The following is a 25,162-nucleotide window of genomic DNA, read 5'->3' on the forward strand; positions in this document are numbered from 1 at the left end:
AACTACCCACTGCTCCAGACTTTAGCGCGTTTCTGCGAACAGTTCGCGACCGATCAACATACGACGGATTTCGCTGGTACCGGCACCGATTTCATACAGTTTCGCATCACGCCACAAACGGCCGACCGGATATTCGTTGATATAACCGTTGCCGCCGAGGGTCTGGATCGCTTCACCTGCCATCCAGGTCGCTTTTTCTGCGGAGTACAGAATCGCGCCAGCAGCGTCTTTACGCAGCGCGCGGACAGCTTCGGGTGTCGTGGCACGATCGCAAGCCTGACCGACTGCATAGACATAAGCTTTACATGCCATCATGGTGGAATACATATCCGCCAATTTGCCTTGCATCAATTGGAATTCACCAATTGGCTGACCAAATTGTTTGCGGTCATGCACGTAAGGCACCACGGAATCCATACACGCTTGCATAATGCCCAACGGGCCACCTGACAAAACAGTACGCTCGAAATCCAGGCCGGACATCAAAACATTGACCCCTTTTCCTAAACCACCGAGGACGTTTTCTGCTGGGACTTCGCAATCTTCAAACACCAGCTCACCGGTGTGGGAGCCGCGCATGCCGAGCTTGTCTAGCTTTTGCGCAATGCTGAAACCTTTAAAACCTTTTTCAATCAGGAAAGCGGTCATGCCACGTGGACCTGCTTCCAGATCATTTTTGGCGTAGACAACTAAGGTATCTGCGTCTGGACCATTGGTGATCCACATTTTGGTGCCGTTCAACACCCAGCGATCGCCTTTAAAATCAGCGCGCAGTTTCATGCTAACAACATCGGAACCAGCATTTGGTTCAGACATCGCCAATGCACCAATGTGTTCACCAGAAATCAGTTTTGGCAGATATTTTTGTTTTTGTTCTTCAGTGCCGTTGCGTTTAATTTGGTTCACACACAGATTTGAGTGCGCGCCATACGACAAACCAACAGAGGCGGAAGCGCGGGAAATCTCTTCCATCGCAATGATGTGCGCCAGGTACCCCATACCTGCGCCACCGTACTCTTCACCGACCGTGATACCAAGAATGCCCAGATCGCCCATTTTGCGCCATAAATCCATAGGAAATTGGTCGTTACGGTCGATTTCAGCGGCACGGGGTGCGATTTCTGCTGCGGCAAATTGTTGAATCGCTTCGCGCAATGCGGCGATGTCTTCGCCGTGATCAAAAGTTAAACCTGGGAGATGGAGCATGTCGTCCTCACTGAATATTGGAATGGTGGAATTGAGTCTTTTGCGATGAATATGAATAAATTCACTATTAATTAACCATTAATTAACTATTGTGCTATTAACATAATTCTTCAAACTAAACGTCTGGTTTCTCTGGCTAATGATAATTATTACAATGAAAACCAGCTTGCAAATCGAATTCTTCGAAACAAAAATGATACTTTGAATTGACGTTAACGTAAACGTCAATTACACAGCTTTTGCACTTGACCGTATTTTTACTCGGTCAGACTCGTTTTGGCCCCCTGTGCCAACAATTGACGGCTCTCTTCTTCATGGGCACTGATTTCCGCCAACATGACTTCAATATCTTCGCGTTGTTGTTCCAATGCCGCACGATGTCTTGCCAAAACGACCAAAAAACTTTGCAACTGCGTCTCTGTATCCTTGGGGGAGCGATACATATCGACCAGGCTTTTGATATCCGACAGACTCAAACCCAGACGTTTGCCCCGTAAGGTCAATTTTAAGTGGGTACGTTCACGAGCAGTATAGACGCGGTTACGGCCACTTGGACCTTCGCGGGTCGGGCTTAAGAGCCCCTGATCCTCATAAAAACGGATCGCTCGTGGGGTGATATCGAATTCGCGTGCTAATTCGGTAATGGTGTAGGTGGCCATAGTTTTAGATACAAAAATCAGTTTTCTGATTACAATCTCGAATTGACGTTAACGTCAATTAAATAAAAACGCATTGTAGGCTATTCCTGCCGTAGCGTCCTATCAAGGCACATCGGACTGAAAAAAAATAATTTCTAGCCATAGAAAAGCAACTTAACCCGTTGGCAGCAGTCCCAAATAAGCAAAACCAGCAACACACCAAGAGACAAACATGAATCAGCTTGAACAGCAACTCGACTATCCTTTCGGCGACACCTTGCCCGAAGCAGGCAAAACCATGGAAATCGCCCCTGGCGTGCTGTGGGTACGCATGGGATTGCCATTTGCCTTAAATCATATCAATTTATGGTTATTGGAAGACGAGATCGAAACCGACACCGGGCGGGTGCATGGCTGGACCGTGGTGGATTGCGGGATTTCCAGCGATACCACGCGGGATACATGGGAAGTGTTATTGGGTGATGTGAACAATCACTTACGTGGATTACCCATCGTGCGCGTGATTGTGACCCATTGCCATCCGGATCATGTGGGGCTGGCTGACTTTTTATGCAGCCGCTGGAAAGTCTCTTTGTGGATGACCGCTGGTGAATATGCGTTCGCCCGCATGATGTCCGCCAGCTTGCCAGGTGCAGACGGGACGGCGATGTTCCCGCATTTCCGCAAACATGGCCTGACTGACCCGGCAATGCTGGAGCAAATTCAGGAACGTAAAACCCACTACACACGTTTAGTCCCAACCGTACCGGCGGCTTATCGTCGCTTGCAAGAAGGTACACCATTGACGATCTTGGGACGACGCTGGGACATCATCACTGGCTTTGGGCATTCTCCTGAGCATGCGTCGCTGTTTTGCAAGAAATTGAATTTGATGATTTCTGGCGACATGCTGCTGCCACGTATTTCTACCAATGTCTCGGTATTTGCGATTGAGCCTGAAGCGAATCCGGTGCAGCAATACCTTGATTCATTGCAAAAATATCTGCCATTACCTGCCGACACACTAATTTTGCCGTCCCATGGCAAACCGTTTAAAGGCATGCACACGCGCATCACGCAACTGCAACAGCATCACGCTGAACGACTGGAAGAGGTGCGCGTCGCCTGCGCTACGCCGCAATCCGCATGCGACATCGTGCCTATCATGTTCCGACGTCCGCTCGATTCGCATCAACTGACGTTCGCCATCGGTGAAGCGCTCGCACATTTGCACAAGCTCTGGTTCGATGGCGTACTGGTTCGTCAATTGGGGGACGATGGCGTGATGCGCTTTGTCGTTGCGCAGTAAGACAACTTAAGCACTCGCGCCAAATTGTAAGCAGCGCATACTGATGGTGCCAGCCTGAAAGCTTTGGTAAGTCTGCTGCAGAAGCTCATCTGCAATCCAACTTAAGCGAGCGCCAATTCAGCTGCCACTGTCGCGTGCAATGCCGTTGTATCAAATAACTTTAATGTCGACTCTTCCGGACTGACCAGCAGTGAAATTTCCGTACAACCTAAAATCACCGCTTCTGCGCCACGTGCGGCAAGATGGCCGATGATTTTTTGATATGCCTTGCGCGACTCAGAAGATACAATTCCCAAGCATAGCTCTTCATATATCACGCGATGAACCACATCAATTTCAATCGGTCCAGGCACGATGACCCGTAAGCCATGTTGTTCAATTAAACGAGAACGATAAAACGCTTGTTCCATCGTAAACCGGGTTCCTAACAGGCCTACAGTTTGATAACCAGCCTGTTTGATGGCATGCGCCGTCGGATCAGCGATATGCAGCAACGGGATACTGACCGCCGCTTCAATATCATGAGCGACCTTATGCATGGTATTGGTACACAGCACCAGAAAATCAGCACCGGCTTTTTCCAGGGTCGATGCGGCCTCTGCCAACAATGCGCCGGCAGCATGCCAATCACCTTGATGTTGCAGGCGTTCAATTTCATGAAAATCGACACTCAACAAGATGATTTTTGCCGAATGCAAACCACCCAATTTTTGTTTGATGACTTCATTTATTTTGCGGTAGTAAGGGATCGTTGATTCCCAACTCATGCCGCCGATTAAACCTATGGTTTTCAAAACAGCCTCCTGTTTTTGATCATAGCAAATTGCGTGTGACCGTTGATTCTATTTAGAAATCATATCAATGACAGAGAATGCTGATGCAAAGGTTTCCGCGCTGGCATGGTGGTTTGGACAGTACGATTTTGCCACTTATTTTTTGCAAATAAATCACGCCTCACAAAAAATAGCTGCGCAGAAATTATCATTATGTTATTCTAAAATAACATCTCGCTATCATAACAAAAACACCTGTCGAATCTCCGTCGTATTCTTTTTGGGAGGCTGTGCATGTCTAATATCGCTGGCAAAGCTTATGCCATGAATGTCATCACGCCGGTTCGCTGGTACACCGCGTGGCTTAATAAATTATTCTTTTGGGTTGCCTTAAAGCGTCCGAGCACCCTCAGCGGTTTACAAACCCTATCGTTGATTCACTATGCGCGCTGGGTCATTATTGGACGCAAACAGTTTCCGCATCTGTCACCGGATCAGCCAAAAGAAAATCTCAACTATTCCTACATGCTGTTCTTTAGTAACTTCAATGGCAGTTGGGATCAGTATGTCGATTCATTCACCTTTGCGATTCCGGGGGGGCTGGATTTATTCTGGAAATGGAATGTGCGTTATTCCAAATCAGTGGCGCTGACGCCGTTTCACAACTATATCCAGTATAACCAGCTGGAAACCATCCATTACTACAACGCCTATCCGCTGGCGACCTCAAATGATGTGAAATCAGCGAAGACCGTCAAAGACACATTGAGTGACTTTAATAAGACCGTCGAAGATGGAAGCGACGAAGAGTTCTTAAAGCGCTATCACGGCGTACTTCGTGGCTTACAACACGATTTAGGGGCGATGCATCCAACACCGATTATCAGTATGTCTGCCTATCAGGTAGAAAAACGTGAACGCTGGCACGCGGGTCAGCTTGATCAGGAGCAAGGTCATGTCTAATGTCGCCGGAAATGCCTACGGCTTATCGATACTTTCACCGATTAAAAACGGTCGTGTACCGGGTAAAGAAATTGCGTATGCCGATTTGGTGCGCGATAAATTGCAAGCCTGGAATAGCGAATTTAACAGCCCCATGGCACTGGTGCCACAAACCTATCTGTGCCGCTTTTATGTACTTGATGATGTGGTGACGGAATCACTACCCGGTGGAAGCTTACCGGATACCTGGTCGGATATTCTGCCGGTCGTGCCGGATAGTTTGCGCCGCGATGTCATGCCTAAGCAAGATCGTTTGCAATCGCGTTATCTGGTGTTTTGCTGCAATTTTTACGCCGGCCCGGCAGGCACACCTGACGCCTATTTGCGTGGTATGTGGGAAGCAATTAATGGCCGCATTCATGACATCTGGGATAACTGCTATGGCTTTGAAAATGTCCACCATGCCAGTGACTTTATTACTTACATGAAGAAGTGTCAGGTGACGACATCATTATTTTTTAATGGTTCTACTGATCAGCCCTTAGAGGAACAATTAAAGGCGCTGTACATGAAGCAGGAATTCACAAAATTCGCGATTGAAAATCAAGGTTTAAGTGCTACCGCAATTCGCGCAAATTACCGTGCTTTTATGCTGCGAACTCAACTCAATGATTTGCAAACGCCAAGTTGGCAGCCAGGTCAATACCGGCTTTGAATCATCGATCAAGCAACGTCTATATTCAGAAAGTCTGTCATGAGCAAACAACTCGATCTATTAGATATTCAAGGCCATGTGTTACGTGCTTATGGTCGTTTCGGTTATCCCAAAGCACGCTATGTATTTTTGAATATTCGCAATAGTAGTCGGGCACGTCGCTTTGTGGATGCAATCACACAACGTGTCACAACGGCAGTTTGTTGGGGCAAAGGCCCAGATGATTTACCACCGCCTGAATGGACGGTGAATATCGCCTTCACATATCAGGGTTTGAAAGAGTTGGAATTGCCACGCGCATCACTGATCGGTTTTTCACCCGAGTTTGTCGAAGGGATGAAGCGCCGCAAAGATATACTCGGTGACGATGGTCCGAGCGCGCCGGAACACTGGGATCCAATCTGGCGCGATAATCGCGAAACCCGTGACAAAGACGTTCATATTTTTATTGCCCTCAACGCGTTGGCACCACCCTCGTCAGAAACTGGATTAACCGGGATACAGCAAGCTATGACGCAATGCGATGTGTTTCTGGAACAGGCGTATGCATGGTTGCTTGAGGAAGTGAAGAAGACGGAAGCTGGCGTGGTCATTCTTGGTGGCAATCGCGGTGACGATGGCGCGTTGCTTGACTATCAGGATGTCAAGGTCGTGATGGAAAACGGTCTGCCGACAGCCAAAGAACATTTCGGTTATACCGACGGCATAGGCGACCCCGTGTTTGAAGGCGTACCGTATGACGAAGCACGCGTGCGTGGTCGTGGCAAACAAATGGCTGATGGTAGTTGGGCACCTTTAGCGACTGGCGAATTTTTATTAGGTCATATCGATGAAGCGCAAGAATATCCACCAGCGCCACGTCCCATTTTGTTGGCGCGCAACGGCACCTATATGGTCTATAGAAAGCTGCATGAAAATGTCGCCAGCTTTGACAAATATCTGAAGCAAGAGGGACAAAAATATCCGGGCGGAGAAGAGTTATTGGCAGCAAAATTTGTCGGTCGCTGGCGTGACAATGGCGCACCGCTGGTCAGCGCACCAGACGCTGGGAGCAAGAAAAAGTTTGATGAAAAATTTGCGCAAGCCAGCCCCGCAGAACAAGATCGGATGTTAAGCGACTTTACGTATGACGATGATATGAGTGGCGCCAAATGCCCCTTCAGCGCACATTTGCGCCGTATCAATCCGCGCGCTTCTTTAGAAATGGGACGAGATCCCGGTGACATACCTGGTTCCTACAAAACAATTACCGGTGCCTTTGATACGCCTGGCGCCTTAAGTAACCGACGCCGCATTTTACGCCGTGGTTTACCGTACGGTGAAGTCAAAGACCGTAGCAGAGACGATGGTAATCACGGCATTATTATCATGATGCTCAACGCCGACATCAATCGCCAATTTGAATTTGTGCAGCAACAGTGGGTCAATTATGGCAATGATTTTAAGGCTGGTAACGATAAAGAAATCATCCTCGGCAACCACAGTCATGATCCGCATTTTTCGAGTAAAGCCGTGTTGCAAGTAGACCCCGCAAGTGAAGAGGTGCCGTTCATTTTGGCGAAGATTCCGCGTTTTGTAGAAACACGTGGCGGCGAATATTTTTTCATCCCTAGCCTGACCGCATTACGTATGATTGCGCGTGGCGTTATTGATCCAACTTGATCTCTAAGTATTCACGAAGATAATCGGCCGCTTTAGTAAAAATCTTGATCAAGGCCAAATTTTGCTCAATGCAAATAGTTGATATTGGTCAAGATGCTCATTTGTCCCTACCTATAAAATACTTTTGCGTAGGTGAACTGGTATGTTATCTTTTGATCTTATTTTTCGACACAGATCAAAAAAGTTTTTCGTTTCAGCATCAAGTCTTTCCAAAAATCGCAGTTTGCGAGTTGTAGATGAAAGGGGTTTTGACAGCACCTCCGCATCTTACTTAGTCAGGAAAAATGAGGCATGCCAATTTCGTTTGTGCACGTGTTACAGCTGGAACCAGAAATTACGCTTTTTTTGGCGCTGGCGATTGGCTATGCACTCGGACAAATCAAGTTTGGCTCTATTCAGTTAGGCGGCGTCTGCGGTACGCTGATTGTGGCTCTGCTCTTGGGTCAGGCACAAGTTGCGATTGATCCTGGCATCAAAAACGTCTTCTTTGTTTTATTCATTTTTGCCCTCGGTTATGCAGGCGGCCCACAATTCTTTGCCAATCTGAACGCTAAGGGGCTACGTCTGGCACTGTTATGTCTCATCGAAGTGATCGTGGTCGTGACGCTGGTACTACTCGCGACCTATTGGTTCAAGTTCGATCAAGGAACAGCTGCTGGCATGTTGGCAGGTGCTGCCACTGAGTCTGCGGTGGTAGGAACAGCGACGGATGCCATCTCCAAACTGGACTTGCCCGTAGCGCAAATCCGCCAACTACAAGCCAATGTGGTGACTGCCTATTCGATTACGTATATTTTCGGATTAGTCACCATCGTGATCGTCACCAGTCAGATTTTTCCTTTGTTGTTACGTATTAACTTGCGTCAGGAAGCAGAAAAATTATGGCAGGAAATGGGAGGGAACGATGTCAGCGCAGAGGCTGAATCTGCAGTCCCTGACGTGGTAGGGCGCAGCTACAGAATTCAAGTTGATGGTCAACGTCTGAGTGTGCTCCAACAACAATTGGGTACACAAACAACGATAGTCAAAGTACGCAGAAATGGCGTGTATCAGGAAATCACTCCTGAACTGGCGCTATTACGTTCAGATGAAATTTTGGTTCTTGGACTGCGTCAGGTATTGGCTAACAAAGCGCCGCTGTTAGGCGAAGAATTTGCGGATCCGGATAGCTTTCATCTGATTTTATATCGCACTGAGGTCATACTAAAAAATTCTGATCTCGATAAGACCACGCTTGCCAGCCTGCAACTGCCAACAGGTATGCAAATTATCGGTGTGCAACGTGGTGAACACCGTTTGCCTCCGTTGCCGGATCTGCATTTGCAATTGCGTGATGTATTACAAGTCTGTATCAGCAATACACTCAGCAGCACAGACTCTGCTGTCGCAATTGAAAAGCTAGGTCAGCGAATTCGTAAGACTGATAAAAGCAATATCAGCTTCGCAGCTCTGGGCATCGTTAGTGGCATTGCGATAGGTATGCTGAGTCTCAAACTAGGCGCGATTCCATTATCACTCGGTACGGGTGGCGGTGCTCTGTTAAGCGGCTTACTGTTTGGTTGGTATCAGGACAAGCACATGGAAGTCGCTGGTATTCCCGAATCTGCTTTGGCTTTATTAAAAGACCTGGGCCTGGCTGGGTTTATTGCTTGCGTTGGTTTTTCATCCGGCCCGCAGGCAATCACACTGATAAAACAATACGGTGTGTCGTTGCCACTCATCGGTGTTGTGGTCGCTTTGGTCCCTGCATGTGTGTCTTTGTTCGTGGGACACTTTTTGTTGAAATTAAAAGCGCCTATTTTATTAGGTGCAATTGCTGGTCAACAGTGCAGCACACCAGCGATTAGCGCGATACAAACAGTCGCAGGTAATTCTACTCCCTTGCTGGGTTACACGATCACTTATGCGGTTTCAAATATCGTCTTGCCATTGCTGGGGCCACTCATCGTAGCTTTAGCAGGAATGCTGCAACATGCAGCGTAACAGCGCATCAGGCGAACAATACTCACCTGATGTGCTGTGAATAATTTTTAATGAAAGGTACTGAATATGGAAAGTCTACATGCCTTATTTGCCAAATCACCCGAGATCGCTTTGTTTTTATCTCTGGCAATTGGCTATTATGTAGGGAAAATTAAGTTTGGAAAATTTCAACTCGGCGGCGTCGCTGGCTCATTGCTGGTTGCGGTGCTCGTCAGTCAGGTCGGCGTACATGTTGATCCTGGCGTGAAGGCTGTGCTGTTTGCCTTGTTTATTTATGCGGTTGGTTATGAAAGCGGACCACAGTTTTTTAATTCTCTCGGAAAGCAATCAATACGCGAAATTATTCTTGCGGTGGTGTTAGCGGTAACCGCGTTAGCGACCGTTGTCATCATGGCGAAAATTTTCGGACTCGACAAAGGCCTTGCTGCCGGTGTTGCCGCAGGTGGTCTGACGCAATCAGCTATCATTGGTACCGCCAGCGATGCCATCGCCAAATTAGGATTGGCCGCCGATGAAGTCACCCGCTTGCAAGGCAATGTCGCCGTTGGTTACGCGGTGACTTATGTGTTTGGCTCTTTCGGTGCCATCATCGTTTGCGTCAATATACTGCCAAGACTGATGGGTCGTAGTATCAAAGAAGATGCAGTCAAAGCGGAAGCAGCGATGCAACAAGGCGTGCAGGTTTTGGCACCAGGCCAACAACTTGCAGCACCTGATCTGACGGGACGCATCTACCAAATCACCCAAGCCGGTAACAAAACGGTGTTGGCGTTGGAGCAAGCAAATCCTCAAGTCACTATCACCATAGAAAGAGTACAACGTAACAAGCAATTCATTGAAGTCACGCCTGAATTAGTCCTGGAAACTAACGACATCGTATTGGTGGTCGGACGCCGTGAAGCAATGGTTGATGTTGCCACAGAACTGGGCAAAGAACTGTATGCAGTGGAAGGTATGGAACTGACCATGCAACGCAAGGATATCGCGTTGACGAATAAGGCATTCCATAACAAATCAGTCGGCGAAATTCGTGCACAGACCGCTGGCGACGTCAGCCACGGTATCTACGTTGTACAAATCAGTCGCATGGGAAAAGTCTTGCCTATGTTGGCGGATACGATCGTTCAGTTGGGTGACGTGATTACCATTTATGGCTCAGAACAAGACGTTAAACGCGTTGCTGGTATCGCTGGCTATGTGATTGTTCCAAGTGAAAAAACGGATTTTGTTTATATGGGGGCGGGTCTGGTCGTTGGGTTGGCGGTTGGCTTATTGACTGCAAAGATCGGATCAATACCGCTCACGCTGGGCAGTGGCGGCGGTGCGTTATTGTCAGGCCTGCTGTTTGGCTGGTATCGCTCCAAACATCAGTCACTCGGTGCGATGCCCGCTGGTGCTGTTCAAATTCTCAAAGATCTGGGCCTGGCAGGCTTTGTTACCGTGGTCGGTCTTTCATCCGGTTTGCAAGCGGTACAAACCGTTAAAGAGCACGGTATCTCGCTGTTTCTGATCGGAGTCGTTGTAACCATCTTGCCTTTGATCCTGACCATGTTAATCGGACGTTATGTACTGCGCTATGACAATACGGCGATTTTTGCCGGTGCTCTGAGCGGCTCGCGTAGCGCCAATCCGGCTTTCGGTGAAGTCTTAGATAAAGCTGAAAATGCAATTCCGACGGTACCGTTTGCGATTACCTATGCGCTCGCGAATGTGTTTTTGACCTTGCTTGGGCCGCTGGTCGTCGCCCTGGTTTAATTTGTTTCCAGTCATTACCCGGTCAGTCACCGGGTAATGAAGTTATGTTCAACATCTATTCATCGATTAAAGAGAATCAAGAGATTTAATTGATTCGATAGATACACTACCATTAAGGAGTAACAAACATGGACTTTAGCAATCCCGACAAACTCGCTTTATTGAGCCCTTTCGAACTCAAAGACGCGCTTATCCAGACCGCAAAACAAAGCAATCGTATGATGCTCAATGCGGGGCGTGGTAACCCAAATTTTCTGGCGACAACGCCACGTCACGGCTTCTTCCAATTTGGCCTGTTCGCCATGACGGAAGCAGAACGTTCTTACATTTACATGAAAGACGTCGGCGGCTTCCCGCAACGCGAAGGCATCGAAGCCCGTTTTGAAATTTTTGCCAAAAACAATGTAGGCGTTCCTGGCGTACGCTTTATCGAAGCGGCGGTATCGTATGTACGCGATCAGCTTGGTCTGTCCGCTGGTGATTTTATTTACGAAATGTGCGAAGCGATATTGGCATGTAATTATCCTGTGCCAGATCGTATGCTGCGCCTCAGTGAAAAAGTGGTTGCACAATACATCCATCGCGAAATGGTTGGTGAGCATCCATTCATCGGTCATTTTGATATGTATGCAGTTGAAGGCGGCACCGCAGCAATGACTTACCTGTTCGCCAGCCTCAAGGCCAATCACCTGATCAACGAAGGTGACACAATTGCGCTTGGCATGCCTATCTTCACGCCGTACATCGAAATCCCATTACTCAATGACTACAATCTGGTCGAATTGATGATCGATGCGCCGCAAGAAAACAACTGGCAATTTACTAAGAAGGAATTAGATAAATTACTTGATCCTAAGGTCAAAGCGTTTTTCCTGGTCAATCCTAGCAATCCGCCGTCAGTAAAAATTGATGATGAAACGCTGGCTTACATCGTTGAGATCGTCAAGAAACGTCCAGATCTGATTATCCTGACCGATGACGTTTATGCGACCTTTGCTGATAATTTCGTATCCTTGTTTGCACTGTGCCCCTACAACACGATTCTGGTTTATTCGTTCTCGAAATACTTCGGTGCCACTGGCTGGCGTATGGGTGTGGTCGCTACGCATGAGAACAATGTTCTGGATGAAAAAATTGCGAATTTGCCAGAATCATTGCGCAAAGAACTCGATACCCGCTATCACTCCATCACCACTGAACCGCGCAAGCTCAAGTTCATCGACAGACTGGTCGCTGATAGCCGCACAGTAGCTTTAAATCACACGGCGGGTCTCTCCACACCAGTGCAGGCACAAATGGCCTTGTTCTCTCTGTTTTCACTGATGGATGAAGCGGGTCACTATAAAGCGGAGATGAAGAGCATCGTTTTGCGTCGCAAACAAGCTCTGTACCGCGAACTTGGTCTGCCTATGCCGCATGATCCAAATTCTGTGCGCTATTACCATTTGCTGGATATGGAATCACTGGCAGAACAAATGCATGGAAAACCGTTTGCTAAATGGTTACTGAAGAAAATGAAACCAAATGAAGCATTGTTCCGGCTTGCTGAAGAAACCGGCGTCATTTTATTGCCAGGTAAAGGTTTCGGTACGACTCATCCATCGGGTCGTGTTTCATTAGCTAATCTAAATGAATACGACTACGCCAACATCGGTAAGGCGATCCGCAAAATGGCGACCGAGTATTACGAAATTTTCTTGAAAGAGAACGGCGAAGACGGCAGAAACGCAGAAAAATCTGCGAAAGCTGAAAAAGGCGAGAAGGCTGATAAGAGCAAAAAGTCTTCAAAAAAATAACATGAAGTAAATCAAAAAGCGGCTTTGCATCGTTATATAGATGCAAAGCCGCTTTTTTATCTTCGATCTTCGTAAAAACAGCGATATGTCTACAGTCTCGTGTTATTCGTGAATCTGGAAAGTCGTGGTATTTCCCCACTGAAAACGGCTGTTCTGATTTTGTTGTTCATTCAGATCCATGCCCGGAATTTCCCATGACGTCGGTTCTTTGCGTTCAACATGATTATGTTCATGACGGAACTTAGAAATCGCATCATAGACAATTTTTCGTGCGCGATTGATGCCACCAAGCGGTCGATGTTCAGGCAAAGCATGCCAAGGAGAAAACGACATATTTTCGCCAAACTCGCGCTGTATTTCACTATTAAAACTTTGCCTTGGTATGCGTATCGTCGCCACTTTACGAAAAGGCGACAGGGCTTCTGGCCATAATTTTCCCGGGTCTTCTATCGGCATTTGCACTGCATCAGTTTGTATCTGAACCCGGAAGTCAAACACGGCATCTTCTTGTGATAATTGGGCGACCATCGCATCACGCAAAAAATTGACCTTGGGTTGCGCTGGCAACGTGTCGATCACCTGAGTCGTTGGTACCACCGAATACTTCACCGCTTTATCGCCGAACATATACGGCGTCGTACTGAAATAGCTGATGTGCAAAGGATTGGCAAATTTCAACATTGAATGCCATAGGTTGTATGCCGCCCGCCAATGCGTCATAAAAAACCATATGATCGACAATGCGCCGGAAGTGAATGCCTTAATCAATCCGGCAAATTCTTTTACATCGGCAGTCACAAACACATCCGTGCTGATCAGAATAAAATCGTGGGTTTGTTCGTCTTGTTCTGCTTCAAGCAATTTTTTACCCGGGACGCCCATGAGTTTGATCGCCATGCCGCGGATATCGCTTTTAATATCAGGTTGTATCGTGCCGTTTTGATTGGAGAATCGTATCCATGCTTTATAGCGCCGATTTTCTTTGAAAACACCAACTCGCAACTCCGGAGGTAAATCGGGCTCGACAATAAAGTAAGCCCGTACCAACCCATGCATTTTTGGATGCGCATCGCGCCGCATGATGCCTTTGGGATATTCCTGAGTAATTTTCGCTTGCAAACGCTTACGCAATTCACGAATGTATTTGGCCTCGTCTGCGGGAATTTTTTCAGTTGCGAGCGGTGGTGGAGACGCCATAGGTTTTCCTCTTCACACTTAATTTCAATCGGGGGACTGACACAACAGCGTTCCGGCGATACATGATGAAAATATTCATGCACTGCATAAGAGCCATCACTCAGCTGCGAGACAATATTGCAAAAGACTGAAATCGCTGCAAAGGCGCGAATTCATTAACATGTACGGCGTATCTTACACATGTCTAAATTGGCAAGCAATTGAAGGGCGTTGTACTTATACATCAATCAAAGCATAGACGGGAAACACAAAAAGTTCCTAATGATGAATCAGGAATGTCGTTTATTGACACGGATGGTGACCATGCTCTTTCAGAATGCATGAGATGGCAAGTTGGGGAAAAGAGATCTACTTTACTGAAAGAAACGTGATAGTGGGCACCGACACATCGACATTAACGAATCAGTGCCCATTGAATTCTTACCTATCAGGCGCTGATGGCCGCAGGGCTTTCAGGTTTACTTTCCTGCGCCAGAAACACGATCAGAACAATAATGCCCACGATAGGAAGAAGGGCAATTAATTGCCACCAGCCACTACGATTCGTGTCATGCAGACGACGGGTAGCGGCCGCAGTAGAAGGCACAACAAGTGCCAGAGCAATCAATACATACAAGGTATAACTTAGCGACATCCCGATATACGCAACTAAAAATGTAAACAACGCGAACCACCAATACTCAGAGCGCGATGCTCGTCCTTCAAAAGACGCATATTTATTGAAACAGGTTTTGATTGAATCTTGAAAGTTCATCACTTTTTCCCAATTGAACAGAAACAAAAAACTTACTTATCACACAGTACTATTTAAAAATAGCTTTAGGTCCACTCGGTAATTTTATGACCGTCAGAGTCCGTGAAGGCACCGACGACAATCAAAATAAAATCGATCAGAGCCCATATACCAAAACCACCCAGAGTTAATATTTGCAGTATGCCCGTGCCAATTTTGCCTACATAAAAGCGGTGCACACCGAGAAAGCCGAAAAAGAAACACAATAACATCGCGGGTAATATGCGCTTATCAGAAGCGTTTGCCGGCGTCTGAACCGCGCCACAACCCGGACATGCAGCTGCACTGACATGCATTTGCTGCCCACAGGCACGACAATAAATCATTTGTTGAACTGATTCACTCACAATGAATACCCCTGAAATTACTTCTGGACTAATTAAAATATTTTTTCTTCTCGACAGAGCAAACTTTTTCTAATGACTTATTTTGAAGGCGCACAGAAAAACGTCGAAGTTCTGTGAATATAAAAAAAAGTAGCAACAATTACAACATATTTTTATTTTAGGACTGACGAAAAATCGTTCCAGCAAGGCATGGCGACGACGACATTACAAGGGTACGGCAAGAAGCTATAACGCCGCTGGGGCGGTTTTGCGTCAGTTCTATGTGATGATCGCGATTTGCTTCACCAGTTCAAAGTCGCCTCACCCTCATTAGCCACGCGATAATCAACACAACTACTGCGCCAAGGGCACCAAACCAGGCCCATTTTCCTACAGTCTGCAAACCAAATGCCATACCAGTCCAGGAAAAAGCATTTAAAGTTTCCAACAACATCGGGATGAGATTTCCTTGTCCGCGCCGTTTAAAATGATCTCGTGTCGCAGGCTTACTAAGCCACAGGTGGATCAATGACGCACAGAAAATACCGCCGAAACTGGCAATTGCCAGTGACACCCCTGACAGCGGATCGTGCCAAGATAAGCCAAGCACAGCTGGAGCGATTAACGCACATACAGGCAACACTGCGGTTACAAGTTTTGCATAGATGATTTGTTTCATCGAAAGTGGCGCGCATTGCAGTAAATCCGGCGCATCTTCAGCAGAAAGAATCACCCAGATCAGCGATCCGGCCAAGGAAATTCCCAAATAGGTCAGCCCTGATACAACGCCCGGGAGCATCACACCATTTTTAAAAACCACAAAAAACAACGGAAGCATATACAACAATTGCAGGCAGATTTGCGCCAACAATTCGAAGTCACGCAATATCAAACGCCATTCTTTAACAAATATAACTAACCAAACACCGCTATAAAAGCGTCGCACTTTACGTGCTCGTGAGTCCGGTATGACTTTTGGACTGACCCCGCCAGCTTGCTGTACACCGCGGACAAAAAAGTGATGCATGTAGCGGGTCGTCAGCCAACAAATAATCAAACCACTAGCAAATATCATCAGAGCGCTAAGCCAGTCACCAAATACTGCGCGGGCTGGCAACCAAATCGGACTAGTTTCCGCCAATAAATGATGTTGGTCTAAGTAAGACAGCGAGCCACCAATGACCTTCTGACGCGTACTTTCTTGCACATGTGAAAAAATTTGACTGCTCAAAAAAATCGCAGCACCACTAAGTGCACTCAACAAATAGGCGACGGTGTGGGTGCGTTTCACGCCGATGAACTTCACCAGACTTAATGTCAATAACATCGCTGCAGCAGATGCCAGCATCGCCATACCAACTAATACTGGGTAAGCACCAAGCCAATAAATCTGCCCCAGGAATAACCCAGCATCAATCACCGGTGATAGGAAGAAAACAAATATCGCCAACACACCCAAAACGATACCGGTCAGCCGGACATTAAAAATCGTTTGCGTAGAAATCGGTGACGACAATAACAAGTCGAGATCACCCCGTTCGAACAAGGCTTTGATACTGCGATTAAGTGCGGACGATAACATGAAGGTCATCAAAATCAACAGCACAAAACTAATTCCGACTAACAATAAGAAAGATGGGAAACGTGTCAATGCAGGGAGATCAGACATCATCTCCCACGCTAGATAATGCATCAGTATCCAGACCACTGCCAGCAGTAACTTTCCTTTAAGCGGCATGCCGCGCGCCGACTTTTTTGAGTTGGCATTCAATTTACTGGCATCACCCATTTCATAAAAAAACATGCGCCATTCGTGCATCAACAGCCACAAAAAACTACCTGGTGTAAATTCAACTCCGCGCATATCAGGCTGGTTCCGTTAATTGCAAAAAGACTTGCTCCAACGTCGCGACTTGTGCGCCTTGGTCTGCACCAGAGTCCGTTTTATCGGCCAGATGACGTAACTCATCTAAGCTACCTTCGGCGATCAGTTTGCCGTGTTGAATAATCCCTATGCGCTGCGCCATGCGCTCTGCGACTTCGAGAATATGGGTAGTAAGAATGACAGTGCCACCTTGCGCAACATGGGCAAGCAATAAATCTTTCACCTGACGCGCTGCTGCGGCATCCAAGCCGGTCAGCGGTTCATCGAGGATGATTAATTCAGGTTGATGGATCAGGGCACCGGCCAGCGCCAGCTTTTGTTTCATGCCCCGTGAAAAACCTTCGGTTAATTCGTCGGCATGTTTACTTAAATCCAACCATTCAAGCAATTCGGCCGCCTTGGTTTGAGCAAAACTAGGTTTTATACCCCATAAGCCAGCGACAAATTCCAGATACTCAAACGGCTTGAGTTTGTTATACAGCATCGGGTCATCTGGTAAATACGCCAGCTTTTGCTTGGCTGCTGCGGGATCACTCAACAGATCTTGTCCCAAAATACTGATCGTGCCACTATCAGACAAAAGCAAGCCCGCTACCATGCGTAAGGTCGTCGTCTTACCAGCGCCATTAGGACCCAATAAAGCGTACAACTCGCCTTTTTTCACTGATAAATTTAAGTGATCTACTGCTGGACGACCAAAGACTTTGGTTAAACCCTGCAACTCTAAAGCAACATCAGACATGCCATTTCTTTCAAGGATTTTTTAAAGCTAAGACTCAGCCGATCACTGGCGTGCACAATTCAACCATCACGCCATCCGGACAGCGGACATACGAAACAATTTGCCCCCAGGGTTTTTGCGATGGTGCTGCCAATTCTTTGGCGCCACTTGCTACGGCGCGGGCATGGGCATGTGCGACATTCTCAGTGACGAGGGCAATTTCAAAACCTAACGGTTTAATCGAAGTGTGTGCCGCGACGTGGCCAGTAGGGTAGTTAAATTCACCCATTTCATGCGCGGCAAACGCCAACGTGGTCGCGCCCGTCTCCAGCTCGCCATACATGCCCGAATCATCGAGAAAACGCCGCTGAAGTCCAAATGCAGTCTCAAAAAAACCGAGAGATGCGGCTACGTCAGGCACATAGATAATGGTGTATCCAAATTTCATTGCAATGGCTCCTGGTTGACTTCAATGAAAACAAATTTTTTGTCGCGTCTGCCTGCATCAACAATACGCCTGAAACATATCATGCCTACACTTCAACTTCTGCCCAGGCAGCAGGCAATGAGAAACATGGTTACACTACAGCAAGAGCTTACCAAAAAACCAATGGCGCAGTTGATTGATCGATCTTTACGACTAGCAATAAAACAACGAATTTCAACGCATCAAGGAAAATAAAGGTTTTTCGCGTCAGTGATCGAGGGCGCAAAGCGCGATTACCACACATTGCTTTTTGGCAACCTGTTAAACATGACGATGATTTGATATGGCATCCGATGTCAAATTCAAATTTCGGCTATGCTTGCTCAAAAAATTGCATCTTGCATTAATGTGATGACATCATATCTTGAAGGAAACTCTGTGAGTAATTTGTTAAATCAACGTCTGGCGCTACTCGATAGTAATGAGCATCGCCCCTTGCTGGGACAAGGCTTGAGAGGCATAGAGCGCGAAACTTTGCGGGTCGATCCGCAAGGGCATTTGTCGCAACATGGACATCCAAAAGCGTTGGGTTCGACATTAACACATCCGCAAATTACGACCGACTATGCAGAAGCCTTACTGGAGTTCATTACGCCGGCAGAAAGCGACATTGCACAAGCGCTAGAGAAGTTAGACAAGGTTCACCGTTTTGCGTACACCAAGCTCGGTGATGAAATGTTGTGGAGCCAATCCATGCCTTGCCCTCTTCCTGAAGAAGATAAGATTGCGATCGCTTGGTATGGACATTCACATATCGGCATGATTAAGCATGTTTATCGCCGCGGTCTGGCGTTGCGTTACGGCAAGAGCATGCAATGTATTGCCGGTGTTCATTACAACTATTCACTCTCGGACAACCTTTGGAAAGTCTTACAGAAAGCCGAAAATACACCCGGTGACGCGATGTATGTACAATCCGAAAGCTACATTGCGATGATCCGCAACTTTAAGCGCTATAGCTGGTTGCTGATGTATTTGTTTGGTGCGTCGCCTGCTTTGACGACATCGTTTTTGCGTGGTCGTCCGCATCAATTGGAAACCTTATCTGCGGATACTTTGTATTTGCCCTACGCTACCAGTTTGCGCATGAGCGATCTTGGCTATCAAAATAACGCTCAGGATGGTCTGGTGCCGCCGTATAACAATTTGATGGAATACATGCGCAGCTTATCCATCGCGGTACGTAAGCCTTATCCGGCATATGAAAAAATCGGTACCAAAATCAATGGCGAATGGGTACAAATCAACACCAATGTATTGCAAATCGAAAACGAGTTTTACGCAACCATACGCCCAAAACGTGTAATCCGCACCGGTGAACGTCCGATAGAAGCCTTGTGTGCGCGCGGCGTGCAATACGTGGAAGTTCGCTGTATGGACGTAAATCCGTTTGATCCGCTTGGCATCAATCTGGAAACCTCACGCTTTTTGGATGCATTTTTACTGTTCTGCGCGCTGGATGAAAGTCCATTAACCAATGAGGCTGAAGGGCAGGAAAATTCTGAAAATTTTGCACTGGCAGTGAAAGAAGGTCGTCGCCCTGGTTTAATGCTCAAGCGCGGCGGCAAAACAGTTTCCTTACAGACTTGGGGCCTAGAATTATTGGAAAAAATCACTCCGGTTGCCGCTTTACTTGATAAACAACATGGTGCTGCAGCGCATGCAGAGTCTATGCAGGTACAGAAAGAAAAATTATTGAACAGCGATCTGACACCGTCTGCACAAGTATTACGGGCAATTCAGGCTGAGAATGGTTCATTTACGCAATTTGCACTCAAACAAAGTACCATACTGGCGCAACAGTTCCGCGCCCGCCCACCAAGCCCAGAAGAAATTGCTTATTTTGAAGATTTGGCCAAAGCGTCTATTGCTGAACAAGAGACAATGGAAGCCTCTCAGATCGGTACATTTGACGAGTTTATTACCGATTATCGCTCGCGCACTTCGAGCCAGATTTGCTGCGAAAATTAAGCTCTATGGCCGCCCTGAAATTAGGAGCAGCTATTTGTTTGCTGGAGTGCTAAGACTCAGAGGGTGGCTAAGAAGGACCAACTGGTCTACCAGAATTTCCAAAAACTTTTTTTCTTTTCCTGACTGGTTTTGGTTTTTGTGGAAATTCCCATGCGCTCCAACGCTTCTTCATGACTCATGTTCTTGCCACGTAAGTAGGCGTAATAATATTCTTGCGGCATTTTAAATCTGAGGTTGAAAGGATCTTTCAGGTGTTCTTTTAATAATTCCTGATACTTATTCCATTCTGGTACTTCGCCACGATTCTTTGCCGCAATTTTACGAACATAGGCCATCGCTTCATCTATTTTCAGATTATTCATCGCTCACCTTTGTTTCGTCGTCACACGTACCGCGGTATTCATCAGCAAAATCAGTGGCAGCTTTTTTGCATTAAAGCATATAAATTTAGAAATGGTAGAGCGTTCAAGGGTATTGCCACGAAATCTGTCGTAAATTCGCGTCGTAAAAATTACATTCCTATGTTCTTGCTTTCTTAGTCTGCCTCCAATAGCATGAGCGAGTTAAATTTCTAGCGTAGCTTCCCATGCCAGCATTGCCTGAATTACGAGAGTTAGAACGCATCATTAAGCTGGGAAAACCCTATCTTGACGTCGATATCTTGTGTGAAATTGACGTCCAGCATAAACGCTTTCCGGTGTACAAACTGACCATGGGCAATCCAGATCCCCAATTACCGGCGATCGGTTTTTTTGGTGGAATTCACGGACTTGAGCGCATCGGCACCCAAGTATTGCTGTCATTTTTACGCGGGCTGATTACGCGCCTATCGTGGGACAAAGGTTTGCAGCACATGCTGCAAGAAGTCCGACTGGTCTTTATGCCGTTGATCAATCCCGGTGGTATGTGGCGAGCAACCCGCAGTAATCCAAACGGCGTTGATCTGATGCGTAATGCACCAGTGCAAGCGGAAAATAAAGTCCCATTTCTGTTGGGGGGACATAGACTCAGTCCGCATTTGCCGTGGTATCGCGGCCCAGAGGGCGCGGAAATGGAGGCCGAAAATATCGCCTTGTGCCGGACCGTCAAAGAAGAATTATTGTCCCGCCAATTTAGTCTGGCGATAGACTGCCATTCAGGTTTTGGCTTACGCGACCGGGTCTGGTTTCCGCATGCGCATAGTATTCACCCTATTCCAAATCTGGCAGACATCCTGGCATTAGAAGAATTATTTCAGCAAACACATCCGAATCACCATTACCTGTTTGAGCCACAAAGCTTGCAATACCAGACCCATGGTGACGTCTGGGATTATCTGTACCTGCAGGCGCAGGAAAGCCCAGAAAAGACGTTTCTGCCTTTAACACTGGAAATGGGGTCTTGGATTTGGGTGAAAAAAAATCCGCGCCAATTGTTTTCGCGTCATGGTATGTTCAATCCCGTTGCAGAACACCGCCTGCACAGGGTGTTACGCCGGCATACATCGTGGTTGGATTTCCTGATGCGGGCTGCGTGTGGTCACCAGGAGTGGATGGCACAAGGCCCTACGCGATTGCGTCTGCAAGAGCGCGCGGTTGCACGCTGGTATCGCCCATGACCTGGGTCTTATTACGCGGCCTGATGCGTGAGAAAAGGCATTGGGGGGACTTTTTAGCGGCGTTTAAAGCCGCCTTCCCAAACGACCAGGTTATTACGATTGATTTTCCCGGCAACGGTGAATTACACCAGCAAACCAGCGCCAGCAACATTGAAAACATGGTCGAATTCGCGCGTAGGCAAGTTCGTGGTGCAAACGCAAAATCCCCGATCCGTTTATTGGCCATTTCCTTGGGCGCCATGGTTGCAGTCGCGTGGGCACGCGGCTATCCGCAAGAAATAGCAAGGATGGTGCTGATCAATACCAGCCTGGCCCCGCACAATCCTTTCTATCACCGCTTACGGCCAGGTAATTACCCACGTTTACTCACCACGATGTTGTTCGGGAATGTGCAACAACGCGAGCAGTTAGTATTCGACCTGACCAGCAGTCAAAAAGCGACCTCAATGACACATACGGCGGTACAAAATTGGGTCAGCTATGCCCGGCAATACCCAATTAGCCGCGGCAATATCATTCGTCAATTACTGGCTGCACTGCGCTATCACGCACCTCAGCAAACGCCTCACTCAGCGATGTTATTGCTGGTCGGGGATGGTGACCAATTGGTCAACCCTCAGTGTTCAAAAACTCTGGCCAATCTGTGGCATTGTCCTTTAACTATTCATCCAACGGCCGGACATGATTTGCCATTTGACGATGGGGATTGGGTGATTTCTCAGATTCAGGCGTGGTTACCGACGATTGAAATTCGAACGCAAAATGCAATCCCTCGCTGAAATACCGTGCCATTTAGTGTAGGCTTTCCAATTTTCTTTTAGTTAATATCATTGTGCAAAAAGTCGCCCTTACCACCTATCTGAAACTTGTCGCCGTCGCTCTGTTTTGGGGTGGCACATTTATCGCTGGACGCCTGGTTGCGCCGCAAATTCCTCACATGATGGCGGCAGCAATGCGTTTTACGGTCGCGTGCGCTTTGCTCTTGCCGCTGGCATGGAAACTCGAAGGTGGTTTACCTAAGCTTAACCGGCAACAACTACACGCGACGTTTGCGCTCGGTGCCACTGGCATATTTCTGTACAACGTGTGCTTTTTTTCGGCATTAGAACGCATGCCTGCCGGACGCACTGCTTTGTTCGTGGCACTCAATCCTATTGTCACTGCTTTAATCCTGGCGGCGCTGTTTGGCGAGCGTTTAGGAATGCGGCGTTGGATAGGAATCGTGATCGCATTTATTGGTGCCAGCATTGTCATCACTCGTGGCGATGTGAGCGGCGCGCTGCATGATTTGTCACAGTCCATCGGCAAAGGTGAGTTGTTCATGCTGTGCGCGGTCTGCGCATGGGCTGCTTACACGATTATCGGTAAACAAGCCCTGAAGGGCTTGTCGCCGATTGCTGCGACGACTTATGCCTCCTTGTGGGGATTGGTATTGCTAGTCTGCGGTACAACGACAGAACTGGCACAATTTGATGCCAGCCATTTAACGTGGCAAGTGCTCGCGGCGTTGGTGTATCTGGGTGCTTTCGGTACCGTTATTGGTTTTGTATGGTATTACGAAGGTGTCAAAACCATAGGCCCCGCCAGAACCGCGGTATTCAATAATTTGGTGCCTGTATTTGGTATTACATTGGGTGCTTTGTTGCTCAATGAACCGATTTTAATCTCTATGGTCTTTGGCGGCATCTTGGTGATTGCCGGTGTCTCTCTGACCAACCGCTAAATTACTCTTTCCTTTAAGCGGCACAAAACCATGTGGGTCCTACCAAACTCACAAACCTTGTGCCGTCATCAAATTGCCATGTAAACAGGTAATTATTGATGCACACCAACTTAATTTCACGTTGAGAAATCTTTGTAACCAAATATTAAAAAATCAATAAAATGTAATCACTTCATTACAAAAAAATCCACATTTTATTAACAAATTGATTGCATTTCATCCGATTCAGTCCACAATAGAGTTGTGTATTAACCCAAAATTACAAAGCTGTTATTTTTTCAAGTTTAGAAGTCCATGTCGTATTTCATCTGGGATATGTAACATGCAGAATTTTTCTCTTCGTACACACAGCGACCTGCTGATTTCTTTTCTACTGATCTTCACCGGCACGGTCATTCTGTTATGGAATCAAATAAGCATTGCCAATCTGTTCGCCGCCGTCTTCATCATGGCTGCTGTTGGTTATATGGGCTGGGATTTGATACGACGCCGACAAAGTGTATCTGACGAAACAAATCAAACCGAATCGCTCTATGGCATCGAGTCGGCGTCTGAGTTACCGAATTTATTACATCATGTACTGCCGCTCTGGAATGCCCACGTCACTTCAGTCAAAGAGCAAACAGAAAATGCCGTTGGGCAATTAATCCAAAGTTTTTCATCGATGGTTAATGAGTTTGACGCCGCCGGTTTTGGTGGTGTCAGTGATCTTGGCAAATCGAAAGAGGCTGATGCAACGATTACATTATTGCAGCTGTGTAAAAAAGAACTCACTCCTGTTATTGACTCACTGGGAAAAATGATAGAGAGCAAGGACGAGCTGCTCCACTGTATTCGAGATTTGGCTGCATCGACTAATGAACTCAACACCATGGCGCAAGAAGTGGGGCAAATTGCTGCACAGACCAATCTTCTCGCTATCAATGCAGCGATCGAAGCAGCACGGGTAGGAGAGCACGGGCGTGGTTTTGCGGTCGTCGCTAGTGAAGTACGTAAGCTTTCGCATATGTCCGCAGAAACCGGCAAACGCATGGGCGAGCGCGTACGAAACGTCTCTAGCGTAATGAAAACAGCGCTGGCGACGGCCGACCGTGCCTCCGTTCAAGATAGCAAGGTGTTAGAGATTTCTGGTGCAGTGGTACGAGATGTCTTATCTCACGTTGAAATCATGGGGGATTCCGCCCAACAAATGCGCGAACATGGGAATGTCATCCGCAGCAATATTGAGCAACTGTTAGTTAGCTTACAATTTCAAGACCGTATCGCACAAATGCTGGATGTCGTGCGTACCGATATCAACAAAATGCAGGAAAACGTTTCCTTTGCTGCTCATGGTGAATTGCCAACAACCAGTGAGTGGTTAGAGGAACTGCAAAAGACTTACACCATGAACGATGAATATAGGCATCATCAACAAGATAATGAAGCCAGTACTGTTGACGAAACCGAAATTACTTTTTTCTGATTTTCAATCAATAAAAGCAGCGCAGGGTTGGTGACCTACCTGTATTTTCAAGAATCAACAGTCTCTTTACGCAAAATAGCTTCAACCAGAACTGACAACATAGGAAGTTCACGTAATAGGAATTTATTCCCATACACCTACCGCCAATGTGCAACCCACCTGGTTATAAGCCATTTTATAAAAACGATAACGGAGTGTTTTTGCAAATTAATGCACCC

General features: G+C 47.0%; 23 protein-coding genes. 13 read left to right on the forward strand and 10 right to left on the reverse strand.

What is annotated here, in order from left to right:
- Window positions 1–21: 21 nt before the first annotated feature.
- Window positions 22–1,206, reverse strand: coding sequence for an isovaleryl-CoA dehydrogenase (locus ACO0KY_RS16745; protein ID WP_186913961.1), 1,185 nt, complete (start codon window positions 1,204–1,206; stop codon window positions 22–24).
- A gap of 257 nt (window positions 1,207–1,463) precedes the next feature.
- A complete protein-coding gene (locus tag ACO0KY_RS16750) occupies window positions 1,464–1,865 on the reverse strand; it encodes a MerR family transcriptional regulator (protein WP_186913960.1) in 402 nt (133 codons plus the stop codon).
- A gap of 211 nt (window positions 1,866–2,076) precedes the next feature.
- Here ACO0KY_RS16750 and ACO0KY_RS16755 point away from each other — a divergent pair, with 211 nt between their 5' ends.
- The gene (locus ACO0KY_RS16755) at window positions 2,077–3,153 is read left to right on the forward strand and encodes an MBL fold metallo-hydrolase (RefSeq protein ID WP_423047943.1); all 1,077 of its coding nucleotides are present in this window, start codon (window positions 2,077–2,079) and stop codon (window positions 3,151–3,153) included.
- Window positions 3,154–3,254: 101 nt separating this feature from the next.
- Here ACO0KY_RS16755 and ACO0KY_RS16760 read toward each other — a convergent pair whose 3' ends face one another.
- Window positions 3,255–3,947 (reverse strand): aspartate/glutamate racemase family protein, encoded by a 693-nt coding sequence (locus ACO0KY_RS16760; protein WP_423047945.1) that lies wholly within the window; start codon window positions 3,945–3,947, stop codon window positions 3,255–3,257.
- 273 nt (window positions 3,948–4,220) lie between these two features.
- Between ACO0KY_RS16760 and ACO0KY_RS16765 the strand changes: the two genes are divergently transcribed.
- The 6 genes from ACO0KY_RS16765 to ACO0KY_RS16790 all read left to right on the forward strand — a co-directional run bounded on the left by ACO0KY_RS16765 (window position 4,221) and on the right by ACO0KY_RS16790 (window position 12,779).
- Window positions 4,221–4,889: a hypothetical protein gene (locus ACO0KY_RS16765; RefSeq protein WP_423047947.1), complete on the forward strand. Its 669-nt coding sequence runs from the start codon at window positions 4,221–4,223 to the stop codon at window positions 4,887–4,889.
- A complete protein-coding gene (locus ACO0KY_RS16770; protein ID WP_186913957.1) occupies window positions 4,882–5,583 on the forward strand; it encodes a hypothetical protein in 702 nt (233 codons plus the stop codon). The genes ACO0KY_RS16765 and ACO0KY_RS16770 overlap by 8 nt, the downstream gene beginning before the upstream one ends.
- 39 nt (window positions 5,584–5,622) lie before the next feature.
- On the forward strand, window positions 5,623–7,245 hold the full coding sequence (locus tag ACO0KY_RS16775) for a Dyp-type peroxidase (protein WP_423047949.1): 1,623 nt from the start codon (window positions 5,623–5,625) through the stop codon (window positions 7,243–7,245).
- Window positions 7,246–7,536: 291 nt separating this feature from the next.
- The gene (gene aspT, locus ACO0KY_RS16780) at window positions 7,537–9,228 is read left to right on the forward strand and encodes an aspartate-alanine antiporter (protein ID WP_423047951.1); all 1,692 of its coding nucleotides are present in this window, start codon (window positions 7,537–7,539) and stop codon (window positions 9,226–9,228) included.
- A gap of 66 nt (window positions 9,229–9,294) precedes the next feature.
- Window positions 9,295–10,983, forward strand: coding sequence for an aspartate-alanine antiporter (gene aspT / locus ACO0KY_RS16785; protein WP_423047953.1), 1,689 nt, complete (start codon window positions 9,295–9,297; stop codon window positions 10,981–10,983).
- 128 nt (window positions 10,984–11,111) lie between these two features.
- The gene (locus tag ACO0KY_RS16790) at window positions 11,112–12,779 is read left to right on the forward strand and encodes a bifunctional aspartate transaminase/aspartate 4-decarboxylase (RefSeq protein ID WP_423047955.1); all 1,668 of its coding nucleotides are present in this window, start codon (window positions 11,112–11,114) and stop codon (window positions 12,777–12,779) included.
- 102 nt (window positions 12,780–12,881) lie between these two features.
- Here the strand turns inward: ACO0KY_RS16790 and ACO0KY_RS16795 are convergent, their stop codons facing one another.
- The 6 genes from ACO0KY_RS16795 to ACO0KY_RS16820 form a co-directional block, all read right to left on the reverse strand.
- Entirely contained in the window at window positions 12,882–13,976 is a 1,095-nt protein-coding gene (locus tag ACO0KY_RS16795) for a catalase family protein (RefSeq protein ID WP_186913952.1), read from the reverse strand.
- Window positions 13,977–14,403: 427 nt separating this feature from the next.
- Window positions 14,404–14,730, reverse strand: a complete 327-nt coding sequence (locus ACO0KY_RS16800) for a DUF805 domain-containing protein (protein WP_423047957.1) — start codon at window positions 14,728–14,730, stop codon at window positions 14,404–14,406.
- A gap of 65 nt (window positions 14,731–14,795) precedes the next feature.
- Window positions 14,796–15,116, reverse strand: coding sequence for an NINE protein (locus ACO0KY_RS16805; RefSeq protein WP_186913950.1), 321 nt, complete (start codon window positions 15,114–15,116; stop codon window positions 14,796–14,798).
- A gap of 289 nt (window positions 15,117–15,405) precedes the next feature.
- The gene (locus ACO0KY_RS16810; RefSeq protein WP_423047959.1) at window positions 15,406–16,959 is read right to left on the reverse strand and encodes a hypothetical protein; all 1,554 of its coding nucleotides are present in this window, start codon (window positions 16,957–16,959) and stop codon (window positions 15,406–15,408) included.
- Window position 16,960: 1 nt separating this feature from the next.
- Window positions 16,961–17,722 carry an ABC transporter ATP-binding protein gene (locus tag ACO0KY_RS16815; RefSeq protein ID WP_423047961.1) on the reverse strand — a complete coding sequence of 254 codons (762 nt, stop codon included), beginning with the start codon at window positions 17,720–17,722 and terminating at the stop codon, window positions 16,961–16,963.
- A gap of 34 nt (window positions 17,723–17,756) precedes the next feature.
- Window positions 17,757–18,149 carry a VOC family protein gene (locus ACO0KY_RS16820; RefSeq protein ID WP_423047963.1) on the reverse strand — a complete coding sequence of 131 codons (393 nt, stop codon included), beginning with the start codon at window positions 18,147–18,149 and terminating at the stop codon, window positions 17,757–17,759.
- A 24-nt stretch (window positions 18,150–18,173) separates the two neighbouring features.
- Between ACO0KY_RS16820 and ACO0KY_RS16825 the strand changes: the two genes are divergently transcribed.
- The gene (locus ACO0KY_RS16825) at window positions 18,174–18,383 is read left to right on the forward strand and encodes a hypothetical protein (RefSeq protein WP_423047965.1); all 210 of its coding nucleotides are present in this window, start codon (window positions 18,174–18,176) and stop codon (window positions 18,381–18,383) included.
- 183 nt (window positions 18,384–18,566) lie between these two features.
- On the forward strand, window positions 18,567–20,159 hold the full coding sequence (gene gshA, locus ACO0KY_RS16830) for a glutamate--cysteine ligase (protein WP_423047967.1): 1,593 nt from the start codon (window positions 18,567–18,569) through the stop codon (window positions 20,157–20,159).
- A gap of 86 nt (window positions 20,160–20,245) precedes the next feature.
- Here the strand turns inward: gshA and ACO0KY_RS16835 are convergent, their stop codons facing one another.
- Window positions 20,246–20,521 carry a hypothetical protein gene (locus ACO0KY_RS16835; RefSeq protein WP_423047969.1) on the reverse strand — a complete coding sequence of 92 codons (276 nt, stop codon included), beginning with the start codon at window positions 20,519–20,521 and terminating at the stop codon, window positions 20,246–20,248.
- 224 nt (window positions 20,522–20,745) lie between these two features.
- Between ACO0KY_RS16835 and ACO0KY_RS16840 the strand changes: the two genes are divergently transcribed.
- The 4 genes from ACO0KY_RS16840 (at window position 20,746) to ACO0KY_RS16855 (ending at window position 24,944) form a co-directional block, all read left to right on the forward strand.
- The gene (locus ACO0KY_RS16840; RefSeq protein WP_423047971.1) at window positions 20,746–21,756 is read left to right on the forward strand and encodes a M14 family zinc carboxypeptidase; all 1,011 of its coding nucleotides are present in this window, start codon (window positions 20,746–20,748) and stop codon (window positions 21,754–21,756) included.
- A complete protein-coding gene (locus ACO0KY_RS16845; protein WP_423047973.1) occupies window positions 21,753–22,535 on the forward strand; it encodes an alpha/beta fold hydrolase in 783 nt (260 codons plus the stop codon). Before ACO0KY_RS16840 ends, ACO0KY_RS16845 begins: the two co-directional genes overlap by 4 nt.
- A 53-nt stretch (window positions 22,536–22,588) precedes the next feature.
- Window positions 22,589–23,479, forward strand: a complete 891-nt coding sequence (locus ACO0KY_RS16850; protein ID WP_423047975.1) for a DMT family transporter — start codon at window positions 22,589–22,591, stop codon at window positions 23,477–23,479.
- A 799-nt stretch (window positions 23,480–24,278) separates the two neighbouring features.
- Window positions 24,279–24,944 (forward strand): methyl-accepting chemotaxis protein, encoded by a 666-nt coding sequence (locus ACO0KY_RS16855; protein ID WP_246447469.1) that lies wholly within the window; start codon window positions 24,279–24,281, stop codon window positions 24,942–24,944.
- Window positions 24,945–25,162: the final 218 nt, after the last annotated feature.

The organism is Undibacterium sp. Dicai25W (assembly GCF_049340505.1).
Taxonomy (GTDB): Bacteria; Pseudomonadota; Gammaproteobacteria; order Burkholderiales; family Burkholderiaceae_D; genus Undibacterium; species Undibacterium jejuense.